Raw genomic sequence first — 23,561 nt, forward strand, 5'->3', positions numbered from 1 at the left:
TAGAGCGATGGCGGTCATGGAAGGTCAACTCGGCATGGAACTGTTCGCCGAGGAGTCCATCCAGGACCCCTATCCGCTGTATGCCCGCATGCTGGATGCCGGACCCGTCCATGCGGTCGGCGACTCCGGGTTCTACGCCGTGTGCAGTCGAGACGCGATCATCGAAGCGGTCTCACGACCGGAGGATTTTTCGTCCAATCTCACCGCCACAATGACACTGGGTCCCGATGGCACGGTCAAGCCTTTCGAGCTGGAGGGTCTCGGCGGCGAAACCCACGCTCTGGCAACCGCTGATGGACCGCTGCACGCCGCCCATCGCAAGCTGCTACTGCCACAACTGGCCGCCCGACGCGTTCGACAGCTGGAAACCTTCATCAACGAAACCACACACCGGCTCTGGGACGAATACACCGGCGAAAGCCACCTCGAATGGATGAGCGCGGTCGCCAACCGACTCCCCATGATGATCGTGGGCCGCCTCATCGGGGTGCCCGACACAGACATCGACCGACTCATGGAGTGGGGTTATGCCAGCACCCAACTCCTGGAGGGCATCGTCACCCAGCCTCAACTCGAGGCCGCCGGCACCGCCGTCATGGAGTTGAGCAACTACCTCAACGACCACTTCATCGATGCTGCAATACATCCGCGGGACACCCTTCTCGGCGACCTGGCGACAGCCTGCGCCAACGGCGAGATCGGCGACATCCCGGCACGCATCATCATGATCACACTGTTCAGCGCAGGAGGTGAATCAACAGCGTCGCTCATCGGCTCCGCCGCCCACATTCTGGCAACACAACCCGACGTGCAACGCGAACTTCGCGCCCATCCCGACCTCGTCGGCGCCTTTCTCGAAGAGGTACTGCGCTACGAGCCACCCTTCCGCGGCCACTACCGACACGTACTGCACGACACCACCCTCGCCGGTGTCGCATTACCCGCACACTCCCGACTGCTCCTGCTGTGGGGAGCGGCCAATCGCGACCCCTCCCACTTCACCGAACCGAACCAGTTCCTCCTCGGCCGCAACGCCACAACACACCTCAGCTTCGGCAAAGGCGCACACTTCTGCGTAGGCGCAGCCCTTGCACGCGCAGAAGCCCGGGCCGTGCTGAACACCCTCCTGACCCGCAGTTCGTCTATCCAGGCAGCCCGGGTCGGACGATGGCTACCCAGCCTATTGGTACGCCGCCTCGATCGGCTCGACCTCGACGTCACCGCACACCATCCTGTTCGACAACCGCAGGCGACCGCGAATACGTCACCACGCCCTGGCTGATGCCCCGCAAAAACTCGGTCCCCTTCGGCGACCGCATTCGCCGTTGTGACGCTCTTCGCCCAGTCAGCAAATAGGAATCAATTTGTGAGGGTGCCCGAAAAGTTGCCATAGATACACCAAAACATATGGTGAGAGCCCTCTTTCATGGCTGCCGGTTTGCATTGGTGAGCACTTTGTGCAAACCTGGTGCAAGCGAAGGGGAGTAGTCCTCCAATTCGGGCCATCGACATACTGGCTACGCGGCAACCGCCGTGTGCCCGGTGCCCGGGCCGGTTCCTGACCGGTGGACGAGACCTTCGGCCGAACAGACCATTTGGGCTGTGGGCCGAAGGCATCTGATGACTCCGGCCGGCAGCCGCCGATAGAGGGGTTGTCCGTGGTTTCCGCTTTACTGCTGAGCTTCGCCGTGATCTTCGTGGCCGAGCTCGGCGACAAGACCCAACTGGTCGCCATGACCTTCGCGCTGCGCTACAAGTGGTATGTCGTCCTGGGCGCCATCACCGCAGCCACCACTTTGGTGCACGTGCTGTCGGTGGCCATCGGGCACTACCTGGGCGCTGCGCTGCCGACACATCTGCTGGGCATCCTCGCCGGCGCGATGTTCGTTTTCTTCGGCCTGTGGACGTTGCGCGGCGATTCCCTCAGCGACGAGGAGAAGAGTCGCGCCGAGCGCGCCACCGGTGCGGCGTTTTTTGTCGTGACCTCAGCGTTCTTCCTCGCCGAACTGGGCGACAAGACCATGCTCGCCACCATCACGCTGGCCGCCGACAACGACTGGTTGGGTGTGTGGATCGGCTCCACCCTGGGCATGGTGGTGGCCGACGGGCTGGCCATCATCGTGGGCGCGGTCGCCGGCAAGCACCTGCCCGAGCGGTTGATCCAGATCGTGGCCGCCGCGCTGTTCCTGTTGTTCGGGTTCTACATGCTGTTCGAGAACATCTTCTCCAGCGCACCTGTCTGGGTCGTCGCACTGGCCACCGCGGCTGTGGTCGCGCTGTGCGCCGCAGGCCTGCGTGCACTGCCGGAGCGGTTCCGTCCCGCAGTGCTCAAACCGCAGACCGACTCCCCCGCCGCAGAGGACACTGAGCAGACGCTCGACGCCGAGGTGCACCAACCGACCGCACCGGAGTCGCCCCAGCCCCGAAGCTAGGAGGACGTCCCATGCTGCTCGCCTCTCGCTGTCTGGCCCTGCTCACCATCGCCGTCGTGGCCGTGTTGTTCCTCACCGCCGGCGCTCTGGTTCAGGCCGGCGAGCTCATCGACGTCCATGGCGGCGCCGCCATCGCCCTGCATGTGGTCACCGGCCTGCTGACCGTGACGCTGGCGATTCTGGCCAGACAGCGAGGGCAGGGCTGGTGGGCTGCCGGGGTGGCGTGCGCGCTGTTCGCCTACTCGTTCGTCCAGGCCTACCTGGGCTCCGGGCCCACCCTGGGGATCCACGTCCCCGGCGCGATGCTCATCACCGTCGCCTCGATCTGGCTGGTGTTCTGGCTGTTCACACGTCAGCGCCCCGCCCCCAACGCCTCATCGAGTGCGCCGGTCAGGTCCTCGTAGCTGCGCGGCTGCAACCGGGAGCCGTTGACGAAGAACGTGGGAGTGCCCTGCACCCCCAGAGCCTCACCGTCGGACTTGTCCATCTGGACGCGCTGTGCGGTGGCGGGATCGCTGTAGGCGGCATCGAAGGCGGCCATGTCCAGCCCCAGTCCGGCAGCCAGCTCCCGCAATTCGGCGTCGGCAGGTGTCTCTTTGTGACCCCACTGGTCCTGGGTGTCGAACAACGTCTTGTACATCGGCTCGAGTTGGCCCTGTTGCGCGGCAGCCTCGGCAGCGCGGGCAGCCCGCTCGGAGTTGAAGTGCCCGCTCAACGGGAAGTACCGGATCACGAAGTTCACCCGGTCGCCGTACTCGCCTCGCAGTTGTTCCACTACGGGGTACAGCGCTTTGCAGCCCTCGCATTCGAAATCCAGGAACTCGACGAAGTCGACGTTGCTGTCGGGCACCGACGACAGACGGTGACTGTTGTCGCGGACCACCTGTCCCGCGTCGGTTTGTGCGACCCGTTCCGGTTCACTGTCGTCCCGCAGGAACAGGACCACCACCGTGGCCACCACCACGGCGACGACGAGCGACGCCGTCAGCGCGATCCGCGTCTTGTGCGTCATGTCTGCCGCCCTTCTCAAAGATCTACTAGGGACGATAGTAGATGCTTGATCTGGTGAGCCCGGCGGTCAGCGGTTGACTACTGTCAGCGGATGACCGAGTGGATCGTCACCCATGTACCGGCCGGACTGGTGCTGGTCATCTTCATCGTGGGCATCGCCGGCGGCAGCATGCTGTTGCAAAGTGTTGTGCGGAAACGCTTTCCGGCACTCACTCGGGACGAGCACAACGATGTCACCCGATTCACCTACGGTGTCATCGGCTTCGTCTACGCATTCTTCATGGGCTTCGTGGTCTCGACCATGTGGGGACAGATCAACACCGCGGACGGCAAGGCCCGCACCGAAGGGGCCGCCGCTGTGCAGATGGCCAACGATCTACGGGTGTTCGACCAGCCCGACGCCGACCGCATCCGGGCCGCCCTGCTGACCTACGAGCAGGCGGCACTCGCCGAATGGGAGGTGCAGCAGCGAGGTGCGAGCGCCCGCGCCGATACCGCCCTGGCCGACCTGTACGTGGCCTACGAGCAGGTTCAGCCCGGCACCGACGTGCAGACCAGATTCCTGAACACGTCCTTCACCAATCTCGACAAGGTGAGCCAAGCCCGCACCGAGCGACTGCTACAGGCGCGCACGGACACCGGTCCGCCCTGGCCGCTGTGGGCCGTCATCTTCATCACCAGCGCCATGGTGCTCGGTACCGCGATCATCTACGGGGTCGAGAAGGCGACCATGCACTATCCGATGACCGCGGTCATCGGCGCGCTGGTGGCCACCAACCTGTTCCTCGTGGTGCAGCTGTCACACCCGTTCCTGGGCGATCTGTCCACCTCGTCGGAGCCGCTGCGGGAAGTGATCGCCGTCCTGCAATGACTTTAGTTGGGCACAAACGCATTTCGGCGCACCCGACCGCGGGCCACCAGTTCAGCGGTCAGAGCCACGGCACAGCTCTGTGACAACAACAGCGCCACCAGAACCAACACCTGCACAGCAGCGGCCTGCGCGGCAGAGCCGGTACTCAGGAGCACGCCGATGAAGGCGCCGGGCAGGGTCACCAGACCCGCGGTACGGGCCTGGTCGACGTTGGGAATCAGGGCGTCGGCGGCATCGCGGCGGATGACCTCCATGCGAGCATCCCGTTCCATCAGACCGAGACTCAGGGCAGCCTCGACCTCACCGATACGATCCACCTGCGAGTCCAGCGCGCGCCGCGACGCCACGGCCACCGCCGTCATGGTGCCGCCGAGGACGATCCCCACCACCGGAACCACGGCCACACCGTCGAGGGGAACCACGCCGCCGAGAATCAGCAGTGGGATGACCGACAGCAGCCCGGCTGCCAATGGCACCGCCAACCAACAAGATCCGTGACTGGCTTGCGCTCGGCGGGCGGCGGTCACCGCGGCGATCACGAACATCCCCATGAGCACCAGCACCGACGACCACAGTTGCGTCACGGCCACGGTCAGGATGGAGGCCACCGCGGCCAGTTGCGCCGCCGAGCGCAGTGCCGCACCGGGCACCACCCACCAGCGGCCCAGCAGCGCGAGCCGGTAGACGGCAGCCGCGGCAGCGGCCATCACGATGCAGACGATGACCAGGTTCGGGCCGAGCACGGTGGACGTCACTCGAACCAGTGTCGGCCATCGACGGATCTCAGTCGCCTGCGTGCACCGATTCCACGGTGTACAGGTGTGGGTCGAAGCTGTCCGCCAGCGCGGCCGCCCGGCCCATGTGCTCACGGGCTACGGGGTCAGCGAGCATGTCCTGGTAGGCCTGCACACTGTCCCACTGCGCGTAGTTCAGAACGCGGGTGCCGTCAGTGCTGACGTGGATGTTGGCCGCACGAAATCCTTCGTAGTGCCGCATGACGCTCTCGGTGGCGGCGGCGAGCACCTCGGCGAGTTCGGCGGCCTTGCCGGGGTCGACGGTGAAGACGTTGATCAGCGTGGCGTAGGGGGCGTGGGGCTGGATGGTGGTCATGACTCCCTCTCATGTCAGGTTCCTTACATTGCCGACCGTAGCACTACCGATGTAAGGTTCCTGTCATGGAGGTTCCCGCCGTCGAGCATGCGCCGGGCTATCTGGTCAAACGCGTGCAGCAGGCATTCCGCAGGCGCAGCGATGCCGCCCTGCGCGCCACCGGGCTGTCGATGTCGCAGTACGCCCTACTGCGGGCACTGGCAGATCACCCCGACGCCTCGGCGGCCGAACTGGCCCGGCTGTGCTTCGTCACGCGACAGTCGCTGCAGGACGTGCTGACCGCGTTGCGTACCGACAATCTGGTGGATGACGCAGGGCTTCCCCCTCGAGGACGCTCCCGCGCCCTGACGCTCACACCCGAGGGTCGACGACGACTCGCCGGCGCCGACGACGCTGTCATGCAGATCGATGCGCTGATGGTGCAGGGGCTGTCCGGCGCCGAGCAACAGCGCCTAAGCCAACTGTTGCTGTGCTGCGCGCAGAATCTCGAAGATCAACCGCGGCCGAAATAGGGCATGGCCCTTGCCATCACCGTCAACGACGGGACAGACACATCCAGCGGCAGTTCGATCACGTGCGCGATGGAGCGGGCCACGTGGTCGGCGTCAATCGTGGGTTCGGCGGCCACAGTTCCATTGGCCTGCAACGCTTTCGAGAATCCGGCGGTGATGGCGGTGGCCGCATTGCCGATGTCGATCTGGGTGACGCAGATATCGAGATCGCGCAGATCCAACAACATCGATGCGGTCAGACCGCTGATCGCGTGTTTCGTCACGGCGTAGGCCAGCGTGGCGGGTCGCGGCCGGTGCGCAGCCAGCGACCCGTTGTTGATGATCCGTCCACCTCGGGGCAGTTGTGCCGCCATCACCCGGGCTGCCTCACGCGCGCAGAACACCGACCCGTCGACGTTGGTGCGCCACGTCTGATGCCACTGCGCGTCATCGATCTCGGCGATAGACGCCGACGGTCCGAACACCCCGGCATTGTTGAACAGCACGTCGACGCGGCCGAACACCGATACGGTTTCCTCGAACAGCGTCCGCACCGCCGCGGAATCCGTGACGTCGGTGACGCGGACTCGGGCATTGGGATGACCACCTGCCGCTTCGGTCAGCGCGTCGGGGCGCCGGCCCGCCAACACCACCCGGTGCCCCGCCTCCACAAGCACCCGGGCGGTGGCGCGCCCCAACCCGCTGCCCGCCCCGGTGATCACCACAACCTTGCTCACAGATCAACCCCGGTACCGCTGTACGGCCGCGGCGTAGTCGTCGAGCACACGCAGCGCCTCGTCCTTGGGCACCGATGGCAGCAGCAGCCCTACCTGGCCGAAGCCCAACTGCTCGACGGCCTGCCAATAGTCGGCGTCCACCGGGGTGCCGAACATGGCCAGCGGCACGTCGTGGCCCGCACCCTCACGCAATTGGCTGATGCGCTTGGACAGATCCTCCACCGCCAGCGGATTGGAGATCCATCCGGCGCCGTGGCGCAGCGCCCGCTTGACCGTGGCATCGGAGTTGCCGCCGATGAAGATCGGCGGGTGCGGCTTCTGAACCGGCTTGGGCCGACTGAACGTCGGCTCGAAATCGACGAACGTGCCGTGGTACTCGGCGGGGTCTTCGGTCCACAGCGCTTTGATGGCCTCGATGCGCTCATCGAGCAGGGCACCACGCGTCTTCGGGTCCGTGCCGTGGGCGCGCATCTCCTCGAGGTTCCAGCCCGCCCCGACACCGAAGACGAAGCGTCCGCCGGAGATCAGGTCCACGCTGGCGGCTTCCTTCGCGGTGTGGATGGGATCGCGCTGGATCAGCAACGCGACGCCGGTGACCAGTTGGATGGTCTCCGTCACCGCCGCAGCAGCGGCCAGCGTGACAAACGGGTCAAGAGTCTTGTAGTAGACCGAGGGCAGCTCGCCGCCGCCCGGATACGCCGATTCACGGCTGACCGGGATGTGTGAATGCTCGGCCACGATCAGCGAATGGAAACCGCGCTCCTCGATGGCGCGACCCAGGGACACGGGGTCGATTCCGTCGTCGGTGACGAACGTCGAAATACCGAATTTCATGTTGCGCTCCTCACAGTCTGGACTCCCCCACGACAATGCCTACGTGCTCGACCGTATTCCCCCGATCGATCTCCTCGGATCGGGCTCCCGGGCAATCGCTGCGACGCTAGGGTGCTGTCCGTGAGCAAACGGGTGTTGACCAGCGCCCGAGGGCGCTGGTTGGCCATCGCGGCCTCGATCGCCGTGTCGGCGGGAATGTTCTATGCCCAGAGTTCCGACCACCACCTGCAGACGCCGACCGTTGCGCCTGCCGGCCACAACCACGTCCTCGCCGACGCGCCGACGGCCGCCGCGCCTGCCGAGGCGGCACCCCTGCTGGCCAGCGTCCCCGCCGGGGCCGCCGACATCGCGTTCGCACTTCCCCGGGGAGTGACCCCCGAAGGCGGACTACAGGTCAGGACCATCTGGGTAGCCCGCGCCATCAGCGTCCTGTTCCCCGAGGTGACGACCATCGGCGGCTACCGCCAGGACCCCTTGAAGTGGCATCCCAACGGTCTGGCCATCGACGTGATGATCCCCGACCACAACACCGAAGAGGGCATCGAACTCGGCAATCAGATCGCGGGGCTGGCGCTGGCCAACGCGCAGCGCTGGGGGGTGCTGCACGTCATCTGGCGCCAGGGCTACTACCCGGGCGTCGGCGCTCCGAGTTGGACTGCGGACTACGGCAACGAGACCGCCAACCACTTCGATCACGTGCACATCGCCACCTCCGGCGGGGGCTACCCCACCGGCAAGGAGACGTACTTCATCGGCTCGATGAGTAAAAGCTGAGCCACCCTCGCAGTGAGTTATTGACGCGCAGAACGCAAATCGATCCGCCAGGTCGCACCGGCTTGTAACGTCTGCGTCAACTTCGAGCCCGCCGTGATGGGAGTGCCTTGTGTCGACGGTCAAACAGGTCTGTCTTGGTGTTGCTGCCGCGGGTGTGATCGCCGGCGCGGGCACCGTGTTGGCTACCGGCGTCGCCTACGCCGACACCACCACCGATAGCGGGTCGTCCGCGTCGGCAAGCGCCGATTCCCCCGGCGGTGAGAGCTCCTCGGAACGCAGCGCCACCCGCACGGAGAAGAAAGAGAACGAGGAAAAGAACGACGACGACGACACATCGGCCTCCGACGATGTGTCGAAGTCGAGCACCACGTCGCCGGAGCCCGACGACGACTCCGACGACACGCCGTCGAGGACCTTCGGTTCCACCAACACCTCCGATGACGACCAGGGCGCCGACGACGACTCCGATGCATCGACGTCGGAGGACCTGACGAACGAGGACACCGCCGCTATCGAGGACACCGCAGCTGAGCCTGTGCAGCCGGCGGTGCTCACGCGCGAGGAGATCAAGGCCGCCCAGGCTCCCCAGCGCAAGCAGCGCGATCTGCCATTGCCGTTGCTGCCCACCACACCCGCCGCCCCGGCTGTCACCACCACCGCGGCCGCTGAGCGCAACCGCGCCGCCACCACCGCTGACGTCACCGCGACCGCCGTGGATCCCACCAAGCAACGTGTCCTGGTGATCGGTGTGGACGGCACCAACCTGAGCCGGGTGTTGGACAATCCGGCCAACACGAACTTCTGGGAGTTGATGCAGACCGGCACCACCGGCGCGGCCTCCATCGTCGGACACACGACGATCTCCAACCCGTCCTGGACCGCCATCCTGACCGGCGTCTGGGACAACAAGAGTGGCGTGATCAACAACGTCTTCACCCCCTCGACCTACAACCGCTGGCCCACGGTGTTCAACCAGCTCGAGGAGTACAACCCGAACATCAAGACCAAGGCAATCGCGGATTGGAAAGTGGTCGCCGACATCGCCGGGGCAGGTTCCACCCCGGCCGACGAGGTGATCTACATCCCGCAAGGCCCCAACGACCCGGTGTACGCAGCGGCCGACGCCGCCGTCACCGCCGAGACGGTGAAGTCCATCCTGGGCACCGATCCTGGCTACGAGAACGTCCCGAACTTCATGTTCACCTACATGACCGGGGTCGACGAGGCCGGACATCTGTACGGCGGGGCCTCGACGCAGTACGCGCAGGCCATCGAAAGGGCCAACGTCAACGTCGGGCTGATCCTCGACGCGGTCGCCGCACGTGAAGCCGCGACCTGCGCCGCCGGTCCGAGCACGTGCGAGGACTGGACCATCATCATGGTGACCGACCATGGTCACCAGCCGCAGCAGGGTTTCGGCCACGGCTTCCAATCCCCCGACGAGACATCGACGTTCGTGATCGTCGACGGCCCGGACTTCGATGACGCGAAGATGAACCTGAAGTACTCGATTGTCGACGTCACCCCCACGGTGGTGAGCCTGTTCGGGCTCGGCCCCCGCGGCGACGCCGACGGTGTGCCGCTGACCGATCTGACGGGCAGCCAAGTCGACCCGGTGAATCTGCGTCAGGCCCTACAGGACGCCATCGACATGTACGGATGGCCGGATATCCAGACGAACGTGGCGTTGAGCCTGCGCACTGTCTTCGCCACCATCCCTTACTACGTGGACACCTTCACCGCCGACATCACGTCACAGTTGCAGGCCATCGCCGGACAGGGGATCTTCCTGGTCAGTGATGTCGCCGCCATCGCGGTGTTCCCCGTGGAGCTGATCGGCGACGCGCTGTACGCGGTGACCAACGCGATCGCCCAGGTGGTGGCACGACTGACCGGGATCGACGGGGCTGGGCCGTTGCTGCCGTCGAGCGCTGACCGCGACGGTCAGCCGTACCCGTGGATCGTCGTGTAGATCCTGCTACCACCCGTTATGGGTGGCGGTTGGCCCAGCCGTCGTCGTTGTAGGTCAGCAGCCGTATCTCGCGGTCCCAGGCGCGGACCCGCAGACGGTCGAGTCCCCTGCGCACGCCCATGGCACCGATACCGCCGAACAGGACGATGGTGGTCCAGCCGACCCAGGCGATGCCCAGCGCGCTGAGTTCGGCGTCCAGGGGTTGCAGTGGAGCGCTGACCACCTCGTTGTCGGTGTCCAACCAGATGGTCAGTGGCGCACCGGTTTCGACGGTGGCGGGGCTGATGATCTGCTCGGTGCGAACCTTGTTGCCGTCCGCCCACTGAACGGTGACAGACGCCGCGGAGTCGAAGTCGGTGGGGAACCCGGTGCTGCCGCGTACCACCGTCGCCTGCACCGAATGCCGCGTCTGTGCCTGCTCGGTAACAGCATGCATGCGCTCCGTGTAGGTCTGGTGGTGCAGCTGCATGGCAAGTGGTATCGCCATGAGCGCGATGGCTGCCACGGCGAGGACCGAAAACGCCTCGATCCGATCGGACAACCGCACCAACGGATTGCGCCCCAGCGCGCGCAGATACCACCGACACTGCTTGGGGAACGTTCGCATCAACACGCCTCAGGGTCTGATCTTCTTTACCGACGACCTCTTCGATGCTGACAGCGAATTGCTTAGATCTCCAATTGAAACGGTGTCCACGCGACGGATATCACAGCAGGTCCGGTGGTGTGGCGACCTCAGTCCAGCTGGTCGTCGTCGAGCACCGAGGCCCGGTAGTCGTCGGCGAACTCGTCAATGGCGGCCAGCGCCTCGGCGGTCAGTTCGTCACGGATGCCCGCCTCGGCGTGGGCGAACGGAACATAGGCACGCAGCAGCCGGGGCAGGTCGGCCTGGACCTCTGCGGGGATGAGTTCCGGCGTGACGAACCCTCCCGCCAAGAGGCGAGCAAGTCGTGCGCTACTCCACCGCAGTGGATCGCCGGTGCCTGCGTCGATACTGATGTCGAGCAGCGCGCGGTATCCGGGCCGGTTGAACGGCAGGCCCACCAGCGCGGCGAAGAACCGATCGACGAACTCGCCACGATTCTCCGAAACACGTTGGGGTGCAGCATTTTCCGAGTCCGGAAGCAGGCCCGCCACCCAGCTCAGCAGAGCGCGACTGTTCGGCCAGGTGTCCGACACCTGGCCGGGTATCGCAGGTTCGCGGTTCAGCGCGTCACGCAACCGTGCGGCCGCTTGGTCCAGGGGCAGCTCGACAAAGGAGGTATCCGGGTCGTCGTTGCTCGCCTTGGCCACCGTGAGCACCGTGTTGATGGACTCGGGCACGAAGAAGGCGTCCTTGACCGCAGAGGACTGCAGGTGGTCGATGTGGACCGCACTGCTCATTTCCCGGCCGTCGGCAAACTGGACTCCCAAGATCAGTTCGTCGGCATCGCCCAGCACGTGAGTCATCAACATGGCCTGACGCACGGTGGTCTGCTGCAGCTGGGCGAGCCAGGCCGGCACGGCGTCGTGGCGGGCGACGAGCGCGTGGCGGCAACGGGCCGCCAGCATCCCGTCGTCGAGCAGTTCACTCAGCGCTGCCAGCAGCGCGGTGGTCTCCAGTAACGGGGTCCCGATGAACGCGCCGATGAGCTCGCGCAGGTCAGTCGACTCCGCCTCGGAGTTGTTGGCGGGGTCGGTCGCGAGAATCATCATGCTGACCATCCCCAGCAACTCGATGGGCTCGCCGCTGTCCAGCGCGGCCCGCACCTCGTCGAGCAGTTCTACGGCGCCGTCGAGTTCCGACGGACTCTGCTGCCGGGTCCTGGCCCGCCTGGCTTTCTCCTCGCGGCGTTTCTTCCGGTCGGTCACGGCCGATCCGGCGCCCAGTAGGCCAGCATCTCAGCCAGCGTGTCGAATGCTGCGCGCGATACCCCGTAGGTGGCCTCGAAGTGCAGACTCAGGGGATAGCCGAGGTCGACAACCCCGTCGATCACCCGTTTGTACAGATCCAACAGCAAGCCACGACGCTTGTCGGGGTCAGAACCGGCCAGCGTCGCAACGAACTCCTGCTCCCGGGCGACCGCCTCATTGCCAGGGTCCTGGATCAGCCAGTTTATCAAGCCCACGGACGATTCCATCTTGGGCACGAACCCGAAAGACAGCAGGATCTCCGGACGCAGGTCGGTGGATGCGGCGTGGTGGCGCAGGAATTCGACGATGGCATCGGAGTAGAGCAGTTGGGTCATCCCGAAGTTGGCGCCCTTGTCGCACTTGAACGAGAACCGCCCCAGCTCACCGTCGCGGGTGGGAATCAGGATGGCGCCGCGGTTGCCCACGATGTCGTCGTACATCGACAGCGCGTCCGCCGGGGCGACGCCACCGCCCTCACCGTCGTTGAGGGTGCGGGGAACTCCGACGAAGATCATGCCCTCGAACCCGGCGGCGCCGAGCGTGGCGAGGCGCTGGCGCAGGGTGTCCTGGTCCATGAACGCCGTCACCTGGGTGCACAGCCCGCGCATGTCGGGAAGTTCCGGACGGATGATCGACCAGTAGTCCAGGACGTCGAGCTTCGGCTTCATCTCGATGGGCCGGCCGTCGTCCTCCTCGATCATGCCGGGGATCATCACGTGGCCGATGCGGCCGTCGATGCCGGATTCGGCGGCCAGCCGCAGCACCTTGTGCGCCTCATCACGGGCGTACTGCGCGCCGCGGTCGACGTTCGGCGGCACCAACTCCAGCGCGATGGTGTGCAGCGGCACGATGTCTCTCCCCAGTCATGGCGATCCCCCGAAGGAAACACCGTACCCACGAGGGCGGCGCCGAAGTGAAACCGGTCATTCGGCCCGGACCACTCCGTGGAGCCGGCTGCGAGCTTGGATGTGTATGCCCGGTGCCGTTCGGCGAGCCTACCCTCAGTGATTCTCAGCGATTTCACAGCGCCCGTTCTCCACAGTGTGATGGTGTTGCTTACAGGAGACGTACGGCAACTACACAGTTACTGCACAGCATCCAGGTCGGCCGACGAGCGCCCGAGCTTCACAGAGAACTCGGGCCGGCCTACTGCCTACACACACTGCCTACACACATTCGAGGGAGACGATGGCCAAGTCGAGACTCAGGTTCAGCGCCGCGCTGAGCGCCTGTGCGGCGATGTTCGCACTCACTTCATGCAGTTCCAGCTCGGAACCTGCCGAGGAGACGTCAGCACCTGCCACCGCGGAGGACGCCGCGCAGAAGGTTGTCATCTACTCCGGGCGCAGCGAGGATCTCGTCGCTCCCCTGCTCGAGCAGTTCACCACCGATACCGGCATCGAGGTCGAGGTGCGTTACGCGGGATCGGGCGAACTGGCCGCGCAGATCATCACCGAGGGCGAGAACTCCCCCGCCGACGTGTTCCTGTCGCAGGACGCGGGCGCACTGGGCGCGGTCTCCAAGGCCGGTCTCTTCGCCCCCATCGAGGCTGAGACGCTGGCCGCCGTGCCCGCCGAGTACTCGGCCGCCGACGGCACCTGGGTGGGCGTCTCCGGCCGAGCGCGCACAATCGTCTACAACGCCGATCTGGTTCCCACCCCGCCCGACACCGTCGACGGCCTGCTGGACCCGCAGTGGCGCGGCCAGATCGCCTACGCACCGAGCAACGCGTCCTGGCAGTCGTTCGTGACCGGCCTGCGCGTCTTGCGCGGCGACCAAGGAGCCCAAGAGTGGCTGCAGGCCTTCAAGGCTCAGGACCCACAGCCCTATGAGAGCAACGGACAGATCCGCGATGCGGTTGATGCCGGCCAGATCGGCATGGGGCTGATCAACCACTACTACATGTACGAGCTCATCGACTCCAAGGGCGCCGAGAACGTGGCAGCCCGCCTGCAGTTCATGGCCCCCGGCGATCCCGGCGGCCTGGTGAATGTCGCCGGGGTGGGTGTCCTGGCCACCGCGCCGGATCCCGAAGCGGCCCAGGAGTTCGCGGCCTATCTGGTGGGTGAGTCTGCGCAGCAGTACTTTGCCACCGAGACCGCCGAGTTCCCACTGCTCGACGGCGTGGCCGTGGTGGGCGATGTGCCCGCCCTGGCCGAGCTGGACCCGCCCGCAGTCGACCTGTCGCAGCTCGACGACATCGAGGCGACACAGCAGATGCTGGTGGACACCGGTCTGCTCACCAATTGATCACCCTCGGTGCGGTCCGGGTCGGCGCGCGTCGCCGGCCCGGCCGCCCGCCGGTGTTGTTGCTACTGGCGGCAGGCGCCACGGTGGCGGTCACGCTTCTGCCGCTGATCTACCTGGCACAGCGCGCTTTTGAACGCGGTCTCGGATTCGCCGCCGAGGAACTGACCCGGCCGTCCACTGCTGCGCTGGTGGGGCGGTCGCTGTTGCTGGTGGCGGTGGTGACGGCGGCTTGTGTGGTGCTCGGCGTCGGGTTCGCGGTGTTGCTGTCGCGTACAGACCTTCCCGGTGGTCGCTGGTGGGCCGTGGGGCTGACGTTGCCGCTGGCCATGCCGAGCTACCTGCTGGCCTTCCTGTGGGTCTCGATGTTTCCCGCGTTGCACGGATTCTGGGGCGCTGCACTGGTTCTCACGTTGGTGAGCTACCCGTTCGTGTTCTTGACCACCACGGCTGCACTGGCCCGGGTGGACCCGGCCCACGAGGAGGTGGCCCGTTCGCTGGGCCTGGGCAGCGTCGCGGTGCTGTTCCGGGTGACCCTGCGGCAGGTGCGGACCGCCATCGCCGCGGGGGCACTACTGGTGGCGCTGTACGTACTCAGCGATTTCGGTGCGGTGGCCGCCATGCGCTACGAAGTGTTCACCTGGGTGATCTACGGGGCGTACCGATCGGGGTTCAACCCCTCCCGCGCCGCCATCCTGTCACTGGTGCTGCTGGTGTTCGCAGTGACACTGGTGATCGCGGAACGCTGGGCCAGGGGTCTGGCGGCGTCGCGCCTGGGCTCGGGTTCGCCGCGACCACAGGTGCGTGCCCGGTTGGGCCGGTGGCGGTATGCGGCGGCTGCGCCGGGCATGGTCATGTTGGTGCTCGCAGTGGTGATTCCATCGATTGCGTTGGCGGACTGGATGATTGCCGGCGGTCTGCGATGGGATGCCGAGCGGTGGTCGAGCGCGCTGTCGGCCACCGTCTGGTTGTCGGTGATGGCTGCGGTGGTGTGTACCGCCGCGGCCCTGCCGCTGGGGCTGTTGTCCGCTCGCTACCCGACACCGGCCTCCCGCCTCCTGGAGAGCGCCAGTTATGTGGCGCACGGCCTGCCGTCGATCGTGGTGGCGATCTCCATGGTGTCGGTGGGGGTACTGCTGTTGCTGCCCATCTACCAGCGCGAGCCTCTCTTGATCCTGGCCTACGTGGTGCTGTTCGTCCCGTTGGCGGTGGGGTCGATACGCACGGCCATCGAAACGTCCCCGCCGCGTCTGGACGAGGTGGCACAGTCACTCGGGCGATCACCCATCCGGGTGTTCTTCACCGTCACCGGCCGTGCGGCCGCACCCGGAATCGCCTCCGCGGCAGCGCTTGTCCTACTCACCTGTATGAAGGAGTTACCGGTGACGCTGTTACTGCGTCCCACCGGGGTGGACACCCTGGCCACCCGCCTGTGGGGATACAGCTCGGTCAGCGACTACGCCGCCGCTGCCCCGTACGCAGCCGCATTGCTGGTCTTCGCCGCCGTACCGACGGCGGTGCTGGGAATGGCGGTCAGGACCGTCGATGTCTGATGTCCAGATCGACGGGGTGACGATGTCCTTCGGGGCGCGACGAGTCTTGACCGGGGTGAATCTGACGGTGCCCACCGGCAGTGTCACCGCGGTGCTGGGCCCGTCGGGTTGTGGCAAGTCGACCCTGCTGCGGATTCTGGCCGGTTTCCAAAACCCCTCCTCCGGTGTCGTGTCGGTGGACGGTGAGGTGCTGGCCGACGGGTTGTCCTCGGTTCCTGCACATCGGCGGAGGATCGGGCTGATGCCGCAGGAGGGGGCGCTGTTCCCGCACCTGTCGGTGGCGGACAACGTCGCTTTCGGACTCGGCCGGATGCCGCGGTCTGCACGAGCCTCGGTGGTACGCCGGTGGTTGCAGGCGGTGGGTCTCGACGGCCTTGGCGACAGCCTCCCGCACCAGGTGTCCGGAGGCCAGCAGCAGCGGGTGGCACTGGCCCGTGCGCTGGCCGCACAGCCCCGTGTGCTGCTGCTCGACGAACCGTTCGCCGCCCTGGATGCCGGGCTGCGCGTGCAGGTCCGCGAGGACATCACCTCGATCCTGCGCGAAGCCGGGACAACGGCGGTCTTGGTGACCCACGATCAGGCCGAAGCGCTGTCGCTGGCCGACCAGGTGGCGGTCCTGCTCGATGGGTCGATCGCCCAGAGCGGTGCGCCGCACGATCTCTACTGGCGACCCACCTCCCTGGCGGTGTCCCGATTCGTCGGCAGCACAATCGAACTCGCCGGACGCCGGCACGGTGATGTGGTCCGCACCGCTCTGGGCGAACATGCGGTGTCCGGGGGCAGCGGCAGCGGAGACGTCACTGTCGTACTGCGACCCGAACAGGTGAGGATCACCGACGGCGACACCGCGGTGGTGTCGGGGGGACGGTTCTACGGACCGGAGGCAGCGGTCCGCGTCACCCTGGCCGACGGGACATCACTGGATGTCCGCCAGCCCGGCAACGTCGCTCCCCCCGCCGACGGCGCGGCCGTCGGTGTCCACGTCGACGGCGGTGTCCTGGCGTTCGACTGAGGCTTCTCAGCGTGCCTTCAGCGTCCCTCTGGCACGGTGCCTGCATGACGGTCCCGCACCAGCCCGCGGAAGCCCGGCCATCTGGAGAAACGTCCATCGACGTCGGCGAGTTGGCCGAGGAGTTGCACTCACGCCTGTTCGGAATCGTCTCGTCGTTACGACGGCGGGAGCTTCGGCAGGTCGGCGGCCACCCCCTGACCCCGGCTCAGCGCTCATTGCTCTACGTGCTGCGTGATGGGGTGCGCGTTCCGGTCACCCAGTTGGCCGCGCACGAAGGACTGTCGCAGAAAAGCTTCGCCGGCCACATCCGCGCTCTGATGGATCTGGGTCTTGTCCACCGGGTCCGCGATCTGTCGGATCGCCGCAAGATGTGGGTACAGATCACCAGCAAAGGCATGAAAAGCCAACGCGCCGTTGCCGAAACGTCGATGTCCACAGCTGATCTGACCGAATCGGACGTGGCCGCCCTGCGCGCGGCGCTGGCACTGCTGGAAGACCTGGCGCAGCGAGCGGTGACAGCGCCTGGTTAGGCGGCCTCCGGTCGCGCGCCAGGCAGCGTGATGGTGACGTGGGTTCCGCCTGCGGTGCGGTCGGTGATGGCCACGCTGCCCCCATGCCCGGACACCACCTCGGCGACAATAGCCAACCCCAACCCCGCACCACCACCACGACGCGACCGATCCGCACCCACCCGCACAAACCGATCAAACACCCGCACCCGATCCGCCACCGGAACACCCGGACCGTCATCACCGACCCGCACCACAGCGGTAACACCATCAGGGCACACATCGACCCCGACCGACAACTCCACTACCGACACCGCATACCGCACCGCGTTGTCACACACATTGCGCACCGCACGCACCAACGCATCCCGATCACCACACACCGACACCGCCACCAACTGCGTACTCACCGCCACCGACGACACCACCGCCAACCGCCCCGCCTCCGCAGCCACCACCTCATCGAGACGCACCCACTCCCGACGCAACCCCAACCCACGCTCATCCGCACGCGCCAACACCAACAAATCCTCGATCAACACCCGCATCCGCTGCGCCTCAGGCAACACCACCTCCAACGCCAACTCCCGATCCAACAACTGCGGATGCGCCTGCACCACCTCCAACGCCGAAATGATCGTCGTCAACGGCGAACGCAACTCATGCGACGCATCACCGACAAACTGTCGCTGCGCCCGATCCGAGGCCTCCAACCGCGCCAACATCGCATTCATCGTCTGCGCCAACGCCGAAATCTCATCCCGCGACACCGGCACCGGCACCCGCTCATCCAACCGCGACCCCGAAATCTCCGACACCCGCACCCGAATCGCCTCCACCGACCGCAACGACCGACGCACCAACAAAAAACTCGCCCCCGCTGCCACCGGCACCACCAGCAGCGTCGACACGGCAAGGACCAGTGCCACCAGCCGGACCGACTCCCCGACGGCGGCGCTGTCGGTCGCAACCAGCACGGTGTAGGGGCCCGCAGCACCGCTGCTCACCCGGATCCCGGGTGCTGCGGTGATGGGAATGAGAGGAGCATCGGGCGACGTGCGCACCACCTGGCCGCCGGAATCGAGGATCTGGACCGCCGTCACCCGCGGATCGGTGGTCAACAGCCCGTCGTCGATCTCAGCGGGCCCCGCAGACTGCAAAGCGGTGGCCACGTCGGCTTGCCTGGCGCTGGCGGCGACGTCCAGTCCGGCGGTGAGCTGCGCGTTGAACAGCACCAGGAAACCTATGGAGGCCAACAGCCATGCGACCGCCACCACCCCCGCCGAAATGGCAGCCGAGCGTTGCGGGACGCCCCAGTCGCGGGGTGGCCGGAGCCGGCGTCGCTTAGCCACACCTCCATCTTGGCCGACGGCGGGGCGATCTCCACAGCTTCTCGTGGACCGGCACTCAACCCGGGCGGCTGGTTCGAGGTCGGTACGCAGCATTCCAAGGCCCCATCGGGTCGATCCGCTCCTGAGCCGACCGCGCTTCGGTGTCATGCACCAGCTTGAGTTCCGGTGTGCGTGCGCGATGACGCCGAATCTGCTGGGCGAAGCGGAGCACCTGTTCGTGATCGGCCATCGAGAGTTGGTTCAGGACCCGGGTCAATGCCGCGGTGGCACCCGCCGCGGGCAACTCCAGGCCCAGCAGGTAGTCCACCGGACACGCGTAAAGCGTTGCCAATCTTCGCAATACCTGTACCGAAACATCTCTGGAGCCGTCCTCCATCTGGGCCACCGCAGCGGCGTCTGTTACCAGAGCCTCCGCGACCATCGCCAGCGAGATGCCGCGATGCTCACGTACGTCCCGCAGCCGTTGCCCGAGCGCACGTCGGTCGTGATCGCCGTTACCGACCAGCTCCATGGCAGCGTCCCCTCTCGGTTCGGGCCGATGGTATTGACGCCCCGCTGAGAGACCGCTGAGAAGCCCATGGGGTAGCGCTTGGCCAGATCAGCCTCCACTGCCACCATGGATGGCGTGTCGGCCAGGGCGTTTCATCCCACCCAGTGGGGCATTCCGGCACGCTCGGCGGCAGTATCGGCGGCGGTGATGCTGCTGGCGTTGACGCTGGCCGGGCTCGGGGTGGCGTTCAGCGTGCTGTTCACTTCGTTCCTGTCTATCGACGGCAGCTCCAAGAGTCGGGTGAACCACATCGTCGCCGAGCTCCGCCAGGAGGGACTGGCCGGACTCGACCGCACGTTGTTGGCGACCAACGACCATGTCTCAGCAGTGCAGGTGATCGACGCCGGTGGGAACGTGGTGGCACGATCGACCGGTGCGCCCGACGAGCCGTTGGCGTCACCGTCGCTGTTCGGTCCTGATGCGCCGACAACGATCCGAGACGACTACACCCCCGACGACAACATGCGGCTCAGCGGACAGGTGATCGACACCGCCGCAGGGCGTTTCACCGTGATGGTGGGCGGTGACAGCAACGCCGTGGAGGCCACGGTGATCGGCGTTGCGGTGCTGATGACCGTCGCCGGGCTGTTGGTCACCATCGTGGCGACACTGGCGAGTTTTTTGTTGGTGCGTCGGTCGTTGCGGTCGGTGGAGGCGATTCGGGTGCGGGTGTCGGAGATTTCGGGGTCGCGGTTGGATGAGCGGGTGCCGGTGCCGGTGTCGCGGGATGAGATTTCGGCGTTGGCGCAGACGATGAATGCGATGTTGGCGCGGTTGGAGGCCTCGGATCGGGCGCAGCGACAGTTTGTCGGTGATGCGTCGCATGAGTTGCGTTCGCCGTTGACGACGATCATTTCGGCGTTGGAGGTGGTGCAGGCGCATCCGCAGTTGTTGGATCGGGAGTTGGCGTTGGAGGTGGTGTTGCCTGAGGCGCAGCGGATGCGGGTGTTGATCGAGGATTTGTTGGTGTTGGCGCGTGCGGATGAGCGTGGGTTGGGGTTGCGTCGGGAGTGGGTGCGTCTCGATGAGGTGGTGGCTGCGGAGGCGGGGCGGTTGGCGGTGGTGTCGTCGGTGGCGGTGAGTACGCAGTTGGTGGCGGTGTCGGTGTGTGGTGATCGGGATGCGTTGGTGCGTGCGGTGCGCAATGTGTGTGACAACGCGGTGCGGTATGCGGTGTCGGTAGTGGAGTTGTCGGTCGGGGTCGATGTGTGCCCTGATGGTGTTACCGCTGTGGTGCGGGTCGGTGATGACGGTCCGGGTGTTCCGGTGGCGGATCGGGTGCGGGTGTTTGATCGGTTTGTGCGGGTGGGTGCGGATCGGTCGCGTCGTGGTGGTGGTGCGGGGTTGGGGTTGGCTATTGTCGCCGAGGTGGTGTCCGGGCATGGGGGCAGCGTGGCCATCACCGACCGCACCGCAGGCGGAACCCACGTCACACTGCGGTTACCCGCTACGGCAGCAACCGGTAACCCACTCCCCTGATGGTCTCGATTGTGTTGGTGTCGAACGGAATATCGATCTTGCGTCGCAGGTATCCCACGTACACCTCCACGACGTTGGCCGGACCCTTGTAGTGTGCGTCCCACACGTTGACCAGGATGTCGTTCTTGGTCACCACGATGTCCTTGTTGCGCATCATGTACTCGAGGACACCGAACTCCCTAGGGGTCAACGTGATCGGTTGCTCACCGCGCGACACCATCCGTCGTCCCGGGTCCAGTGACAGCGTTCCCGCCGTCAGCACCACCGGCCTCTCCGGCGCTCCACGCCGCATCAACGCACGCAATCGGGCCACCAGGATCTTGAAGGAGAACGGCTTGGTCAGGTAATCGTCGGCACCGAGATCGAAGGCGTCGGTCTGGTCGTACTCGCCGTCTTTGGCGGTGAGCATGATCACCGGTGTCCACTGCTGCGCCGAACGCATCCGCCGCAGCACCTCGTAGCCACTGAGCTCGGGGATCATGATGTCGAGCACCACCACGTCGTAGCTGTTCTCCATGACCTCGTGCAGCCCCTCGAGGCCGGTGGCGGCCGTGACCACGACGAACCCCTCGGCACGCAGTCCCATCTCCAGCGCCCTGGCCAATCGCTCCTCGTCCTCGATGAGCAACACCCGCATGGCCTACAGGCTAGGACAACGGGTGATCCTTGGCGAAATTCCACACCAGAGCACTGGTGTCCGGGCCGGCGCGATCGACGAACAGACCCTGAGCGGCCGGCCCCGAATAGGCGTGACCCATCCCTTCGACGAGGAAAAGCTCGATGGCCGAAGCGCTTTCGCCCTCGTGGGTGTACACGGTGTGGGTGTATCGGTGTCCGCCCGGGACCTCGTTGGTGGACACCGTGTCGTTCCACACTCGGCTGTTGTTGAGCAGCCCGTCGTCAACCAGATCGTGGACCGCCGACCAATGCTCGACCAGCCGGGTGGCCACCAGCGGGGGAACCGCTTCGTCGAGGTCTCCTTGAACGACCAGCAGTGGCACCGCACGCGCGTGCTCCCCCATCTGCGCCCACGCCTGGCGGGCGGTGTAATCCGGTGGGGTGGCGTCCGGATTCTCGGGATCCACCTGGTTCAACCCGTACTCACCGCCGGCCACCGAGGTGGCCGTGGCGAAGATTTCTGGGTAGGTGGCGGCAAGGATGACGGCGGTGCCCGCCCCGGAGGACGCGCCCACCACGTGGACCTGCCGCGGGTCGGCGTGGTAGTCCTCGATGACCTGACGCGCCACGCCGGCCAGGAGCAAAGGCTCGCCGGATGAGCGTTGTTGGTGGCGTGGGTCGTTGGATCGCCAGCAATTGAGCTTGTCGCGGAACATCTGCTGGGTCGGATAGACGACGATGAATCCTTCACGATCGGCGAGGTCATTGAACTGCGTGGTGGATTTCATGGAGTTCCAACCGAATCCGGTCATTCCACAGCCGTGGATCGCCATGATCACCGGAAGTTCGGCTTCACCGTCGAAGTGCGGGGGCAGATGCACCTGATACCGCAGGCCGTCGAACTCGTGGTTGTGGTCGCGGTCACCATGCCACCACGGCAGACCGTACTGCGCGACGGCGGTGAGCGCCCCCACAATCATGACCAGCACCGCACCGATGCCCGAGAAAATCCATGGCCAGCGACGCCTTGACTGTCCGACGGCGTCTTCGTCCCGTGTACCCATGTGAACCGACCGTACCGCCTGTACCGATCGGTACAGAATTCAACGGCCGCCCCCGTGTCAGGGTGAGTTCTCGGCGGGCACAATCGGCAGTGGCGGCAGGCTCACACCCGATACCGGAGCAGGCACCTCAGCAGGAGGCGGGCCCACTGGAACGATCGGTCCGGTAGCGGCTTCACCGTCGGGCACCAAGGGCGGCCATCCGATCGAGATCGGCGGCCACATCGCGACGTCGCTACCCGACGTCGAACTCGAACTGCGCGACCAGCTGTCGTCATCGTCGTCGTCATCACCATCAGCGGCATGGGCTGTGCCGCACACCACTACCGTCAACATCGTGAGCACGCCGAGCGCCGGCACCAGCGCACGCAGGTACCGCCGGCAGATGTCCGAACTTTCCCCGCTCACAGCGCCGCCGCCGCCCCGTAGGCGTTCAGGCTGTCATCTGATGAGTCGGTGCTGATCTTGGCCGAGGCAAACACCCGAATCGTCACCGGGCCTGCGCATTCGGAGACCTCCACATGGGCATCGCGCACGGCGATCGTCGCGGTGCTCGACTTCATCGACTTCGCGCCCAACCCGACCACGGTGATGTTGCCCGCCTTCAGCTTGGTGCCGATCTCGGGAAAGATGTTCAAATCGATGATGTCGTTCGAGTTGAAGTCGAAGGTGTCGAGATCAGGATCGATACCGAGTTCCAGTCCTTCGCTCACATCGGTCTGGCAGCCCAACTGCACACCCATCACGAGGTAGCCGGAGTTCACCGACAAGTCACCGCCGCCTTCGACGGTGGCGGTGGCCTTCGCTGTGACGAAACCTTCCTTGCTGAATTGTGAAGTGGCAAGGTTGGGTACGGCATCCACGCTCAACTCGGTCAGGGTCACGGTGAAGTGCCAGCCGTCGACGGTGTCACTGAACTGTGTGACGTCCGGTAAAAGAACACGTTCGGCCTGTGCGACTCCCGTGCCGGTGGTCGCGATGAGGCCGGCCGTCATGGCAGTGGCCAACAAGCCTCGGGCATATGAGGTGGTGATTGTTCTTCTCCCTGGCACATG

At 65.8% G+C, this 23,561-nt stretch carries 26 protein-coding genes; 12 read left to right on the forward strand and 14 right to left on the reverse strand.

What is annotated here, in order from left to right; genetic code table 11:
• The first annotated feature begins 7 nt into the window (after positions 1–7).
• The 3 genes from BVC93_RS01470 (at position 8) to BVC93_RS01480 (ending at position 2,836) form a co-directional block, all read left to right on the forward strand.
• Positions 8–1,282, forward strand: coding sequence for a cytochrome P450 (locus BVC93_RS01470; protein ID WP_083735618.1), 1,275 nt, complete (start codon positions 8–10; stop codon positions 1,280–1,282).
• Between the two features lie 376 nt (positions 1,283–1,658).
• Complete coding sequence (locus BVC93_RS01475) at positions 1,659–2,432, forward strand: TMEM165/GDT1 family protein (protein WP_083740715.1); 774 nt, start codon at positions 1,659–1,661, stop codon at positions 2,430–2,432.
• Between the two features lie 11 nt (positions 2,433–2,443).
• Positions 2,444–2,836 (forward strand): hypothetical protein, encoded by a 393-nt coding sequence (locus BVC93_RS01480; protein WP_083735619.1) that lies wholly within the window; start codon positions 2,444–2,446, stop codon positions 2,834–2,836.
• On the opposite strand, the gene BVC93_RS01485 is transcribed toward BVC93_RS01480, so the two are convergent.
• Positions 2,785–3,444 carry a DsbA family protein gene (locus BVC93_RS01485; protein ID WP_083735620.1) on the reverse strand — a complete coding sequence of 220 codons (660 nt, stop codon included), beginning with the start codon at positions 3,442–3,444 and terminating at the stop codon, positions 2,785–2,787. The genes BVC93_RS01480 and BVC93_RS01485 overlap by 52 nt on opposite strands.
• Positions 3,445–3,534: 90 nt before the next feature.
• Between BVC93_RS01485 and BVC93_RS01490 the strand changes: the two genes are divergently transcribed.
• A complete protein-coding gene (locus BVC93_RS01490; protein WP_083735621.1) occupies positions 3,535–4,314 on the forward strand; it encodes a bestrophin-like domain in 780 nt (259 codons plus the stop codon).
• 2 nt (positions 4,315–4,316) lie between these two features.
• Here BVC93_RS01490 and BVC93_RS01495 read toward each other — a convergent pair whose 3' ends face one another.
• Together BVC93_RS01495 and BVC93_RS01500 are read right to left on the reverse strand one after the other, a co-directional pair.
• Positions 4,317–5,021, reverse strand: a complete 705-nt coding sequence (locus BVC93_RS01495) for an ABC transporter permease (RefSeq protein WP_083740716.1) — start codon at positions 5,019–5,021, stop codon at positions 4,317–4,319.
• 76 nt (positions 5,022–5,097) lie between these two features.
• Complete coding sequence (locus tag BVC93_RS01500; RefSeq protein WP_083735622.1) at positions 5,098–5,424, reverse strand: antibiotic biosynthesis monooxygenase; 327 nt, start codon at positions 5,422–5,424, stop codon at positions 5,098–5,100.
• 65 nt (positions 5,425–5,489) lie between these two features.
• Here BVC93_RS01500 and BVC93_RS01505 point away from each other — a divergent pair, with 65 nt between their 5' ends.
• On the forward strand, positions 5,490–5,936 hold the full coding sequence (locus BVC93_RS01505) for a MarR family winged helix-turn-helix transcriptional regulator (RefSeq protein WP_083735623.1): 447 nt from the start codon (positions 5,490–5,492) through the stop codon (positions 5,934–5,936).
• Here BVC93_RS01505 and BVC93_RS32895 read toward each other — a convergent pair.
• Together BVC93_RS32895 and BVC93_RS32900 are read right to left on the reverse strand one after the other, a co-directional pair.
• Positions 5,918–6,652: an SDR family oxidoreductase gene (locus BVC93_RS32895; protein WP_157516726.1), complete on the reverse strand. Its 735-nt coding sequence runs from the start codon at positions 6,650–6,652 to the stop codon at positions 5,918–5,920. The genes BVC93_RS01505 and BVC93_RS32895 overlap by 19 nt on opposite strands.
• A gap of 3 nt (positions 6,653–6,655) precedes the next feature.
• Positions 6,656–7,486 (reverse strand): LLM class F420-dependent oxidoreductase, encoded by an 831-nt coding sequence (locus BVC93_RS32900; protein WP_157516727.1) that lies wholly within the window; start codon positions 7,484–7,486, stop codon positions 6,656–6,658.
• A 78-nt stretch (positions 7,487–7,564) separates the two neighbouring features.
• Here BVC93_RS32900 and BVC93_RS01515 point away from each other — a divergent pair, with 78 nt between their 5' ends.
• On the forward strand, positions 7,565–8,260 hold the full coding sequence (locus tag BVC93_RS01515) for a glycoside hydrolase (protein ID WP_442929061.1): 696 nt from the start codon (positions 7,565–7,567) through the stop codon (positions 8,258–8,260).
• A 109-nt stretch (positions 8,261–8,369) separates the two neighbouring features.
• Positions 8,370–10,232, forward strand: coding sequence for an alkaline phosphatase family protein (locus tag BVC93_RS01520; RefSeq protein WP_083735625.1), 1,863 nt, complete (start codon positions 8,370–8,372; stop codon positions 10,230–10,232).
• Between the two features lie 16 nt (positions 10,233–10,248).
• On the opposite strand, the gene BVC93_RS01525 is transcribed toward BVC93_RS01520, so the two are convergent.
• From BVC93_RS01525 to BVC93_RS01535, 3 genes are all read right to left on the reverse strand, one after another.
• The gene (locus BVC93_RS01525) at positions 10,249–10,839 is read right to left on the reverse strand and encodes an Rv1733c family protein (RefSeq protein ID WP_157516728.1); all 591 of its coding nucleotides are present in this window, start codon (positions 10,837–10,839) and stop codon (positions 10,249–10,251) included.
• Positions 10,840–10,967: 128 nt separating this feature from the next.
• The gene (locus BVC93_RS01530) at positions 10,968–12,083 is read right to left on the reverse strand and encodes a hypothetical protein (protein ID WP_083735627.1); all 1,116 of its coding nucleotides are present in this window, start codon (positions 12,081–12,083) and stop codon (positions 10,968–10,970) included.
• Positions 12,080–12,973 carry a mycobacterial-type methylenetetrahydrofolate reductase gene (locus tag BVC93_RS01535; protein ID WP_083735628.1) on the reverse strand — a complete coding sequence of 298 codons (894 nt, stop codon included), beginning with the start codon at positions 12,971–12,973 and terminating at the stop codon, positions 12,080–12,082. The genes BVC93_RS01530 and BVC93_RS01535 overlap by 4 nt, the downstream gene beginning before the upstream one ends.
• 340 nt (positions 12,974–13,313) lie before the next feature.
• Here BVC93_RS01535 and BVC93_RS01540 point away from each other — a divergent pair, with 340 nt between their 5' ends.
• The 4 genes from BVC93_RS01540 to BVC93_RS01555 are packed head-to-tail and all read left to right on the forward strand — an operon-like array spanning position 13,314 to position 17,467.
• Positions 13,314–14,375, forward strand: a complete 1,062-nt coding sequence (locus BVC93_RS01540) for an iron ABC transporter substrate-binding protein (RefSeq protein WP_083735629.1) — start codon at positions 13,314–13,316, stop codon at positions 14,373–14,375.
• Between the two features lie 53 nt (positions 14,376–14,428).
• Positions 14,429–15,925 (forward strand): ABC transporter permease, encoded by a 1,497-nt coding sequence (locus BVC93_RS01545; protein WP_083740717.1) that lies wholly within the window; start codon positions 14,429–14,431, stop codon positions 15,923–15,925.
• Positions 15,918–16,937, forward strand: coding sequence for an ABC transporter ATP-binding protein (locus BVC93_RS01550; RefSeq protein WP_083735630.1), 1,020 nt, complete (start codon positions 15,918–15,920; stop codon positions 16,935–16,937). The genes BVC93_RS01545 and BVC93_RS01550 overlap by 8 nt, the downstream gene beginning before the upstream one ends.
• A gap of 44 nt (positions 16,938–16,981) precedes the next feature.
• The gene (locus tag BVC93_RS01555) at positions 16,982–17,467 is read left to right on the forward strand and encodes a MarR family winged helix-turn-helix transcriptional regulator (RefSeq protein WP_083735631.1); all 486 of its coding nucleotides are present in this window, start codon (positions 16,982–16,984) and stop codon (positions 17,465–17,467) included.
• Here BVC93_RS01555 and BVC93_RS01560 read toward each other — a convergent pair.
• Positions 17,464–18,798 (reverse strand): sensor histidine kinase, encoded by a 1,335-nt coding sequence (locus BVC93_RS01560; protein WP_236950204.1) that lies wholly within the window; start codon positions 18,796–18,798, stop codon positions 17,464–17,466. The two genes, BVC93_RS01555 and BVC93_RS01560, sit on opposite strands and share 4 nt — an antisense overlap.
• A gap of 55 nt (positions 18,799–18,853) precedes the next feature.
• Positions 18,854–19,309, reverse strand: a complete 456-nt coding sequence (locus BVC93_RS01565) for a helix-turn-helix domain-containing protein (RefSeq protein ID WP_083735633.1) — start codon at positions 19,307–19,309, stop codon at positions 18,854–18,856.
• Positions 19,310–19,414: 105 nt separating this feature from the next.
• On the opposite strand from BVC93_RS01565, the gene BVC93_RS01570 reads away from it, so the two are divergent.
• Complete coding sequence (locus tag BVC93_RS01570; protein ID WP_083735634.1) at positions 19,415–20,827, forward strand: HAMP domain-containing sensor histidine kinase; 1,413 nt, start codon at positions 19,415–19,417, stop codon at positions 20,825–20,827.
• Here the strand turns inward: BVC93_RS01570 and BVC93_RS01575 are convergent.
• Genes BVC93_RS01575 through BVC93_RS01590 form a run of 4 tightly spaced genes read right to left on the reverse strand, consistent with a single transcriptional unit; the run spans position 20,796 to position 23,501 of the window.
• Positions 20,796–21,464 carry a response regulator transcription factor gene (locus BVC93_RS01575; RefSeq protein ID WP_083735635.1) on the reverse strand — a complete coding sequence of 223 codons (669 nt, stop codon included), beginning with the start codon at positions 21,462–21,464 and terminating at the stop codon, positions 20,796–20,798. The two genes, BVC93_RS01570 and BVC93_RS01575, sit on opposite strands and share 32 nt — an antisense overlap.
• Before the next feature lie 10 nt (positions 21,465–21,474).
• Positions 21,475–22,509, reverse strand: a complete 1,035-nt coding sequence (locus tag BVC93_RS01580) for an extracellular catalytic domain type 1 short-chain-length polyhydroxyalkanoate depolymerase (RefSeq protein ID WP_083735636.1) — start codon at positions 22,507–22,509, stop codon at positions 21,475–21,477.
• 57 nt (positions 22,510–22,566) lie between these two features.
• Complete coding sequence (locus BVC93_RS01585; RefSeq protein WP_083735637.1) at positions 22,567–22,914, reverse strand: hypothetical protein; 348 nt, start codon at positions 22,912–22,914, stop codon at positions 22,567–22,569.
• A complete protein-coding gene (locus tag BVC93_RS01590) occupies positions 22,911–23,501 on the reverse strand; it encodes an MspA family porin (protein ID WP_192860153.1) in 591 nt (196 codons plus the stop codon). The genes BVC93_RS01585 and BVC93_RS01590 overlap by 4 nt, the downstream gene beginning before the upstream one ends.
• Positions 23,502–23,561 lie beyond the last annotated feature (60 nt).

Origin of the sequence: Mycobacterium sp. MS1601, from assembly GCF_001984215.1 — a bacterium.
Classification (GTDB): Bacteria; Actinomycetota; Actinomycetes; order Mycobacteriales; family Mycobacteriaceae; genus Mycobacterium.

Bases quoted from the DNA above. Each gene is read 5' to 3' on its own strand.
- BVC93_RS01470 (WP_083735618.1), top strand. From the start codon at position 8: ATGGCGGTCATGGAAGGTCAACTCGGCATGGAACTGTTCGCCGAGGAG.
- BVC93_RS01480 (WP_083735619.1), top strand. From the start codon at position 2,444: ATGCTGCTCGCCTCTCGCTGTCTGGCCCTGCTCACCATCGCCGTCGTG.
- BVC93_RS01485 (WP_083735620.1), bottom strand. From the start codon at position 3,444: ATGACGCACAAGACGCGGATCGCGCTGACGGCGTCGCTCGTCGTCGCC.
- BVC93_RS01490 (WP_083735621.1), top strand. From the start codon at position 3,535: ATGACCGAGTGGATCGTCACCCATGTACCGGCCGGACTGGTGCTGGTC.
- BVC93_RS01495 (WP_083740716.1), bottom strand. From the start codon at position 5,021: ATGGCCGCTGCCGCGGCTGCCGTCTACCGGCTCGCGCTGCTGGGCCGC.
- BVC93_RS01500 (WP_083735622.1), bottom strand. From the start codon at position 5,424: ATGACCACCATCCAGCCCCACGCCCCCTACGCCACGCTGATCAACGTC.
- BVC93_RS01505 (WP_083735623.1), top strand. From the start codon at position 5,490: ATGGAGGTTCCCGCCGTCGAGCATGCGCCGGGCTATCTGGTCAAACGC.
- BVC93_RS32900 (WP_157516727.1), bottom strand. From the start codon at position 7,486: ATGAAATTCGGTATTTCGACGTTCGTCACCGACGACGGAATCGACCCC.
- BVC93_RS01525 (WP_157516728.1), bottom strand. From the start codon at position 10,839: ATGCGAACGTTCCCCAAGCAGTGTCGGTGGTATCTGCGCGCGCTGGGG.
- BVC93_RS01540 (WP_083735629.1), top strand. From the start codon at position 13,314: ATGGCCAAGTCGAGACTCAGGTTCAGCGCCGCGCTGAGCGCCTGTGCG.
- BVC93_RS01550 (WP_083735630.1), top strand. From the start codon at position 15,918: ATGTCTGATGTCCAGATCGACGGGGTGACGATGTCCTTCGGGGCGCGA.
- BVC93_RS01555 (WP_083735631.1), top strand. From the start codon at position 16,982: ATGACGGTCCCGCACCAGCCCGCGGAAGCCCGGCCATCTGGAGAAACG.
- BVC93_RS01565 (WP_083735633.1), bottom strand. From the start codon at position 19,309: ATGGAGCTGGTCGGTAACGGCGATCACGACCGACGTGCGCTCGGGCAA.
- BVC93_RS01570 (WP_083735634.1), top strand. From the start codon at position 19,415: ATGGATGGCGTGTCGGCCAGGGCGTTTCATCCCACCCAGTGGGGCATT.
- BVC93_RS01575 (WP_083735635.1), bottom strand. From the start codon at position 21,464: ATGCGGGTGTTGCTCATCGAGGACGAGGAGCGATTGGCCAGGGCGCTG.
- BVC93_RS01580 (WP_083735636.1), bottom strand. From the start codon at position 22,509: ATGGGTACACGGGACGAAGACGCCGTCGGACAGTCAAGGCGTCGCTGG.
- BVC93_RS01590 (WP_192860153.1), bottom strand. From the start codon at position 23,501: ATGACGGCCGGCCTCATCGCGACCACCGGCACGGGAGTCGCACAGGCC.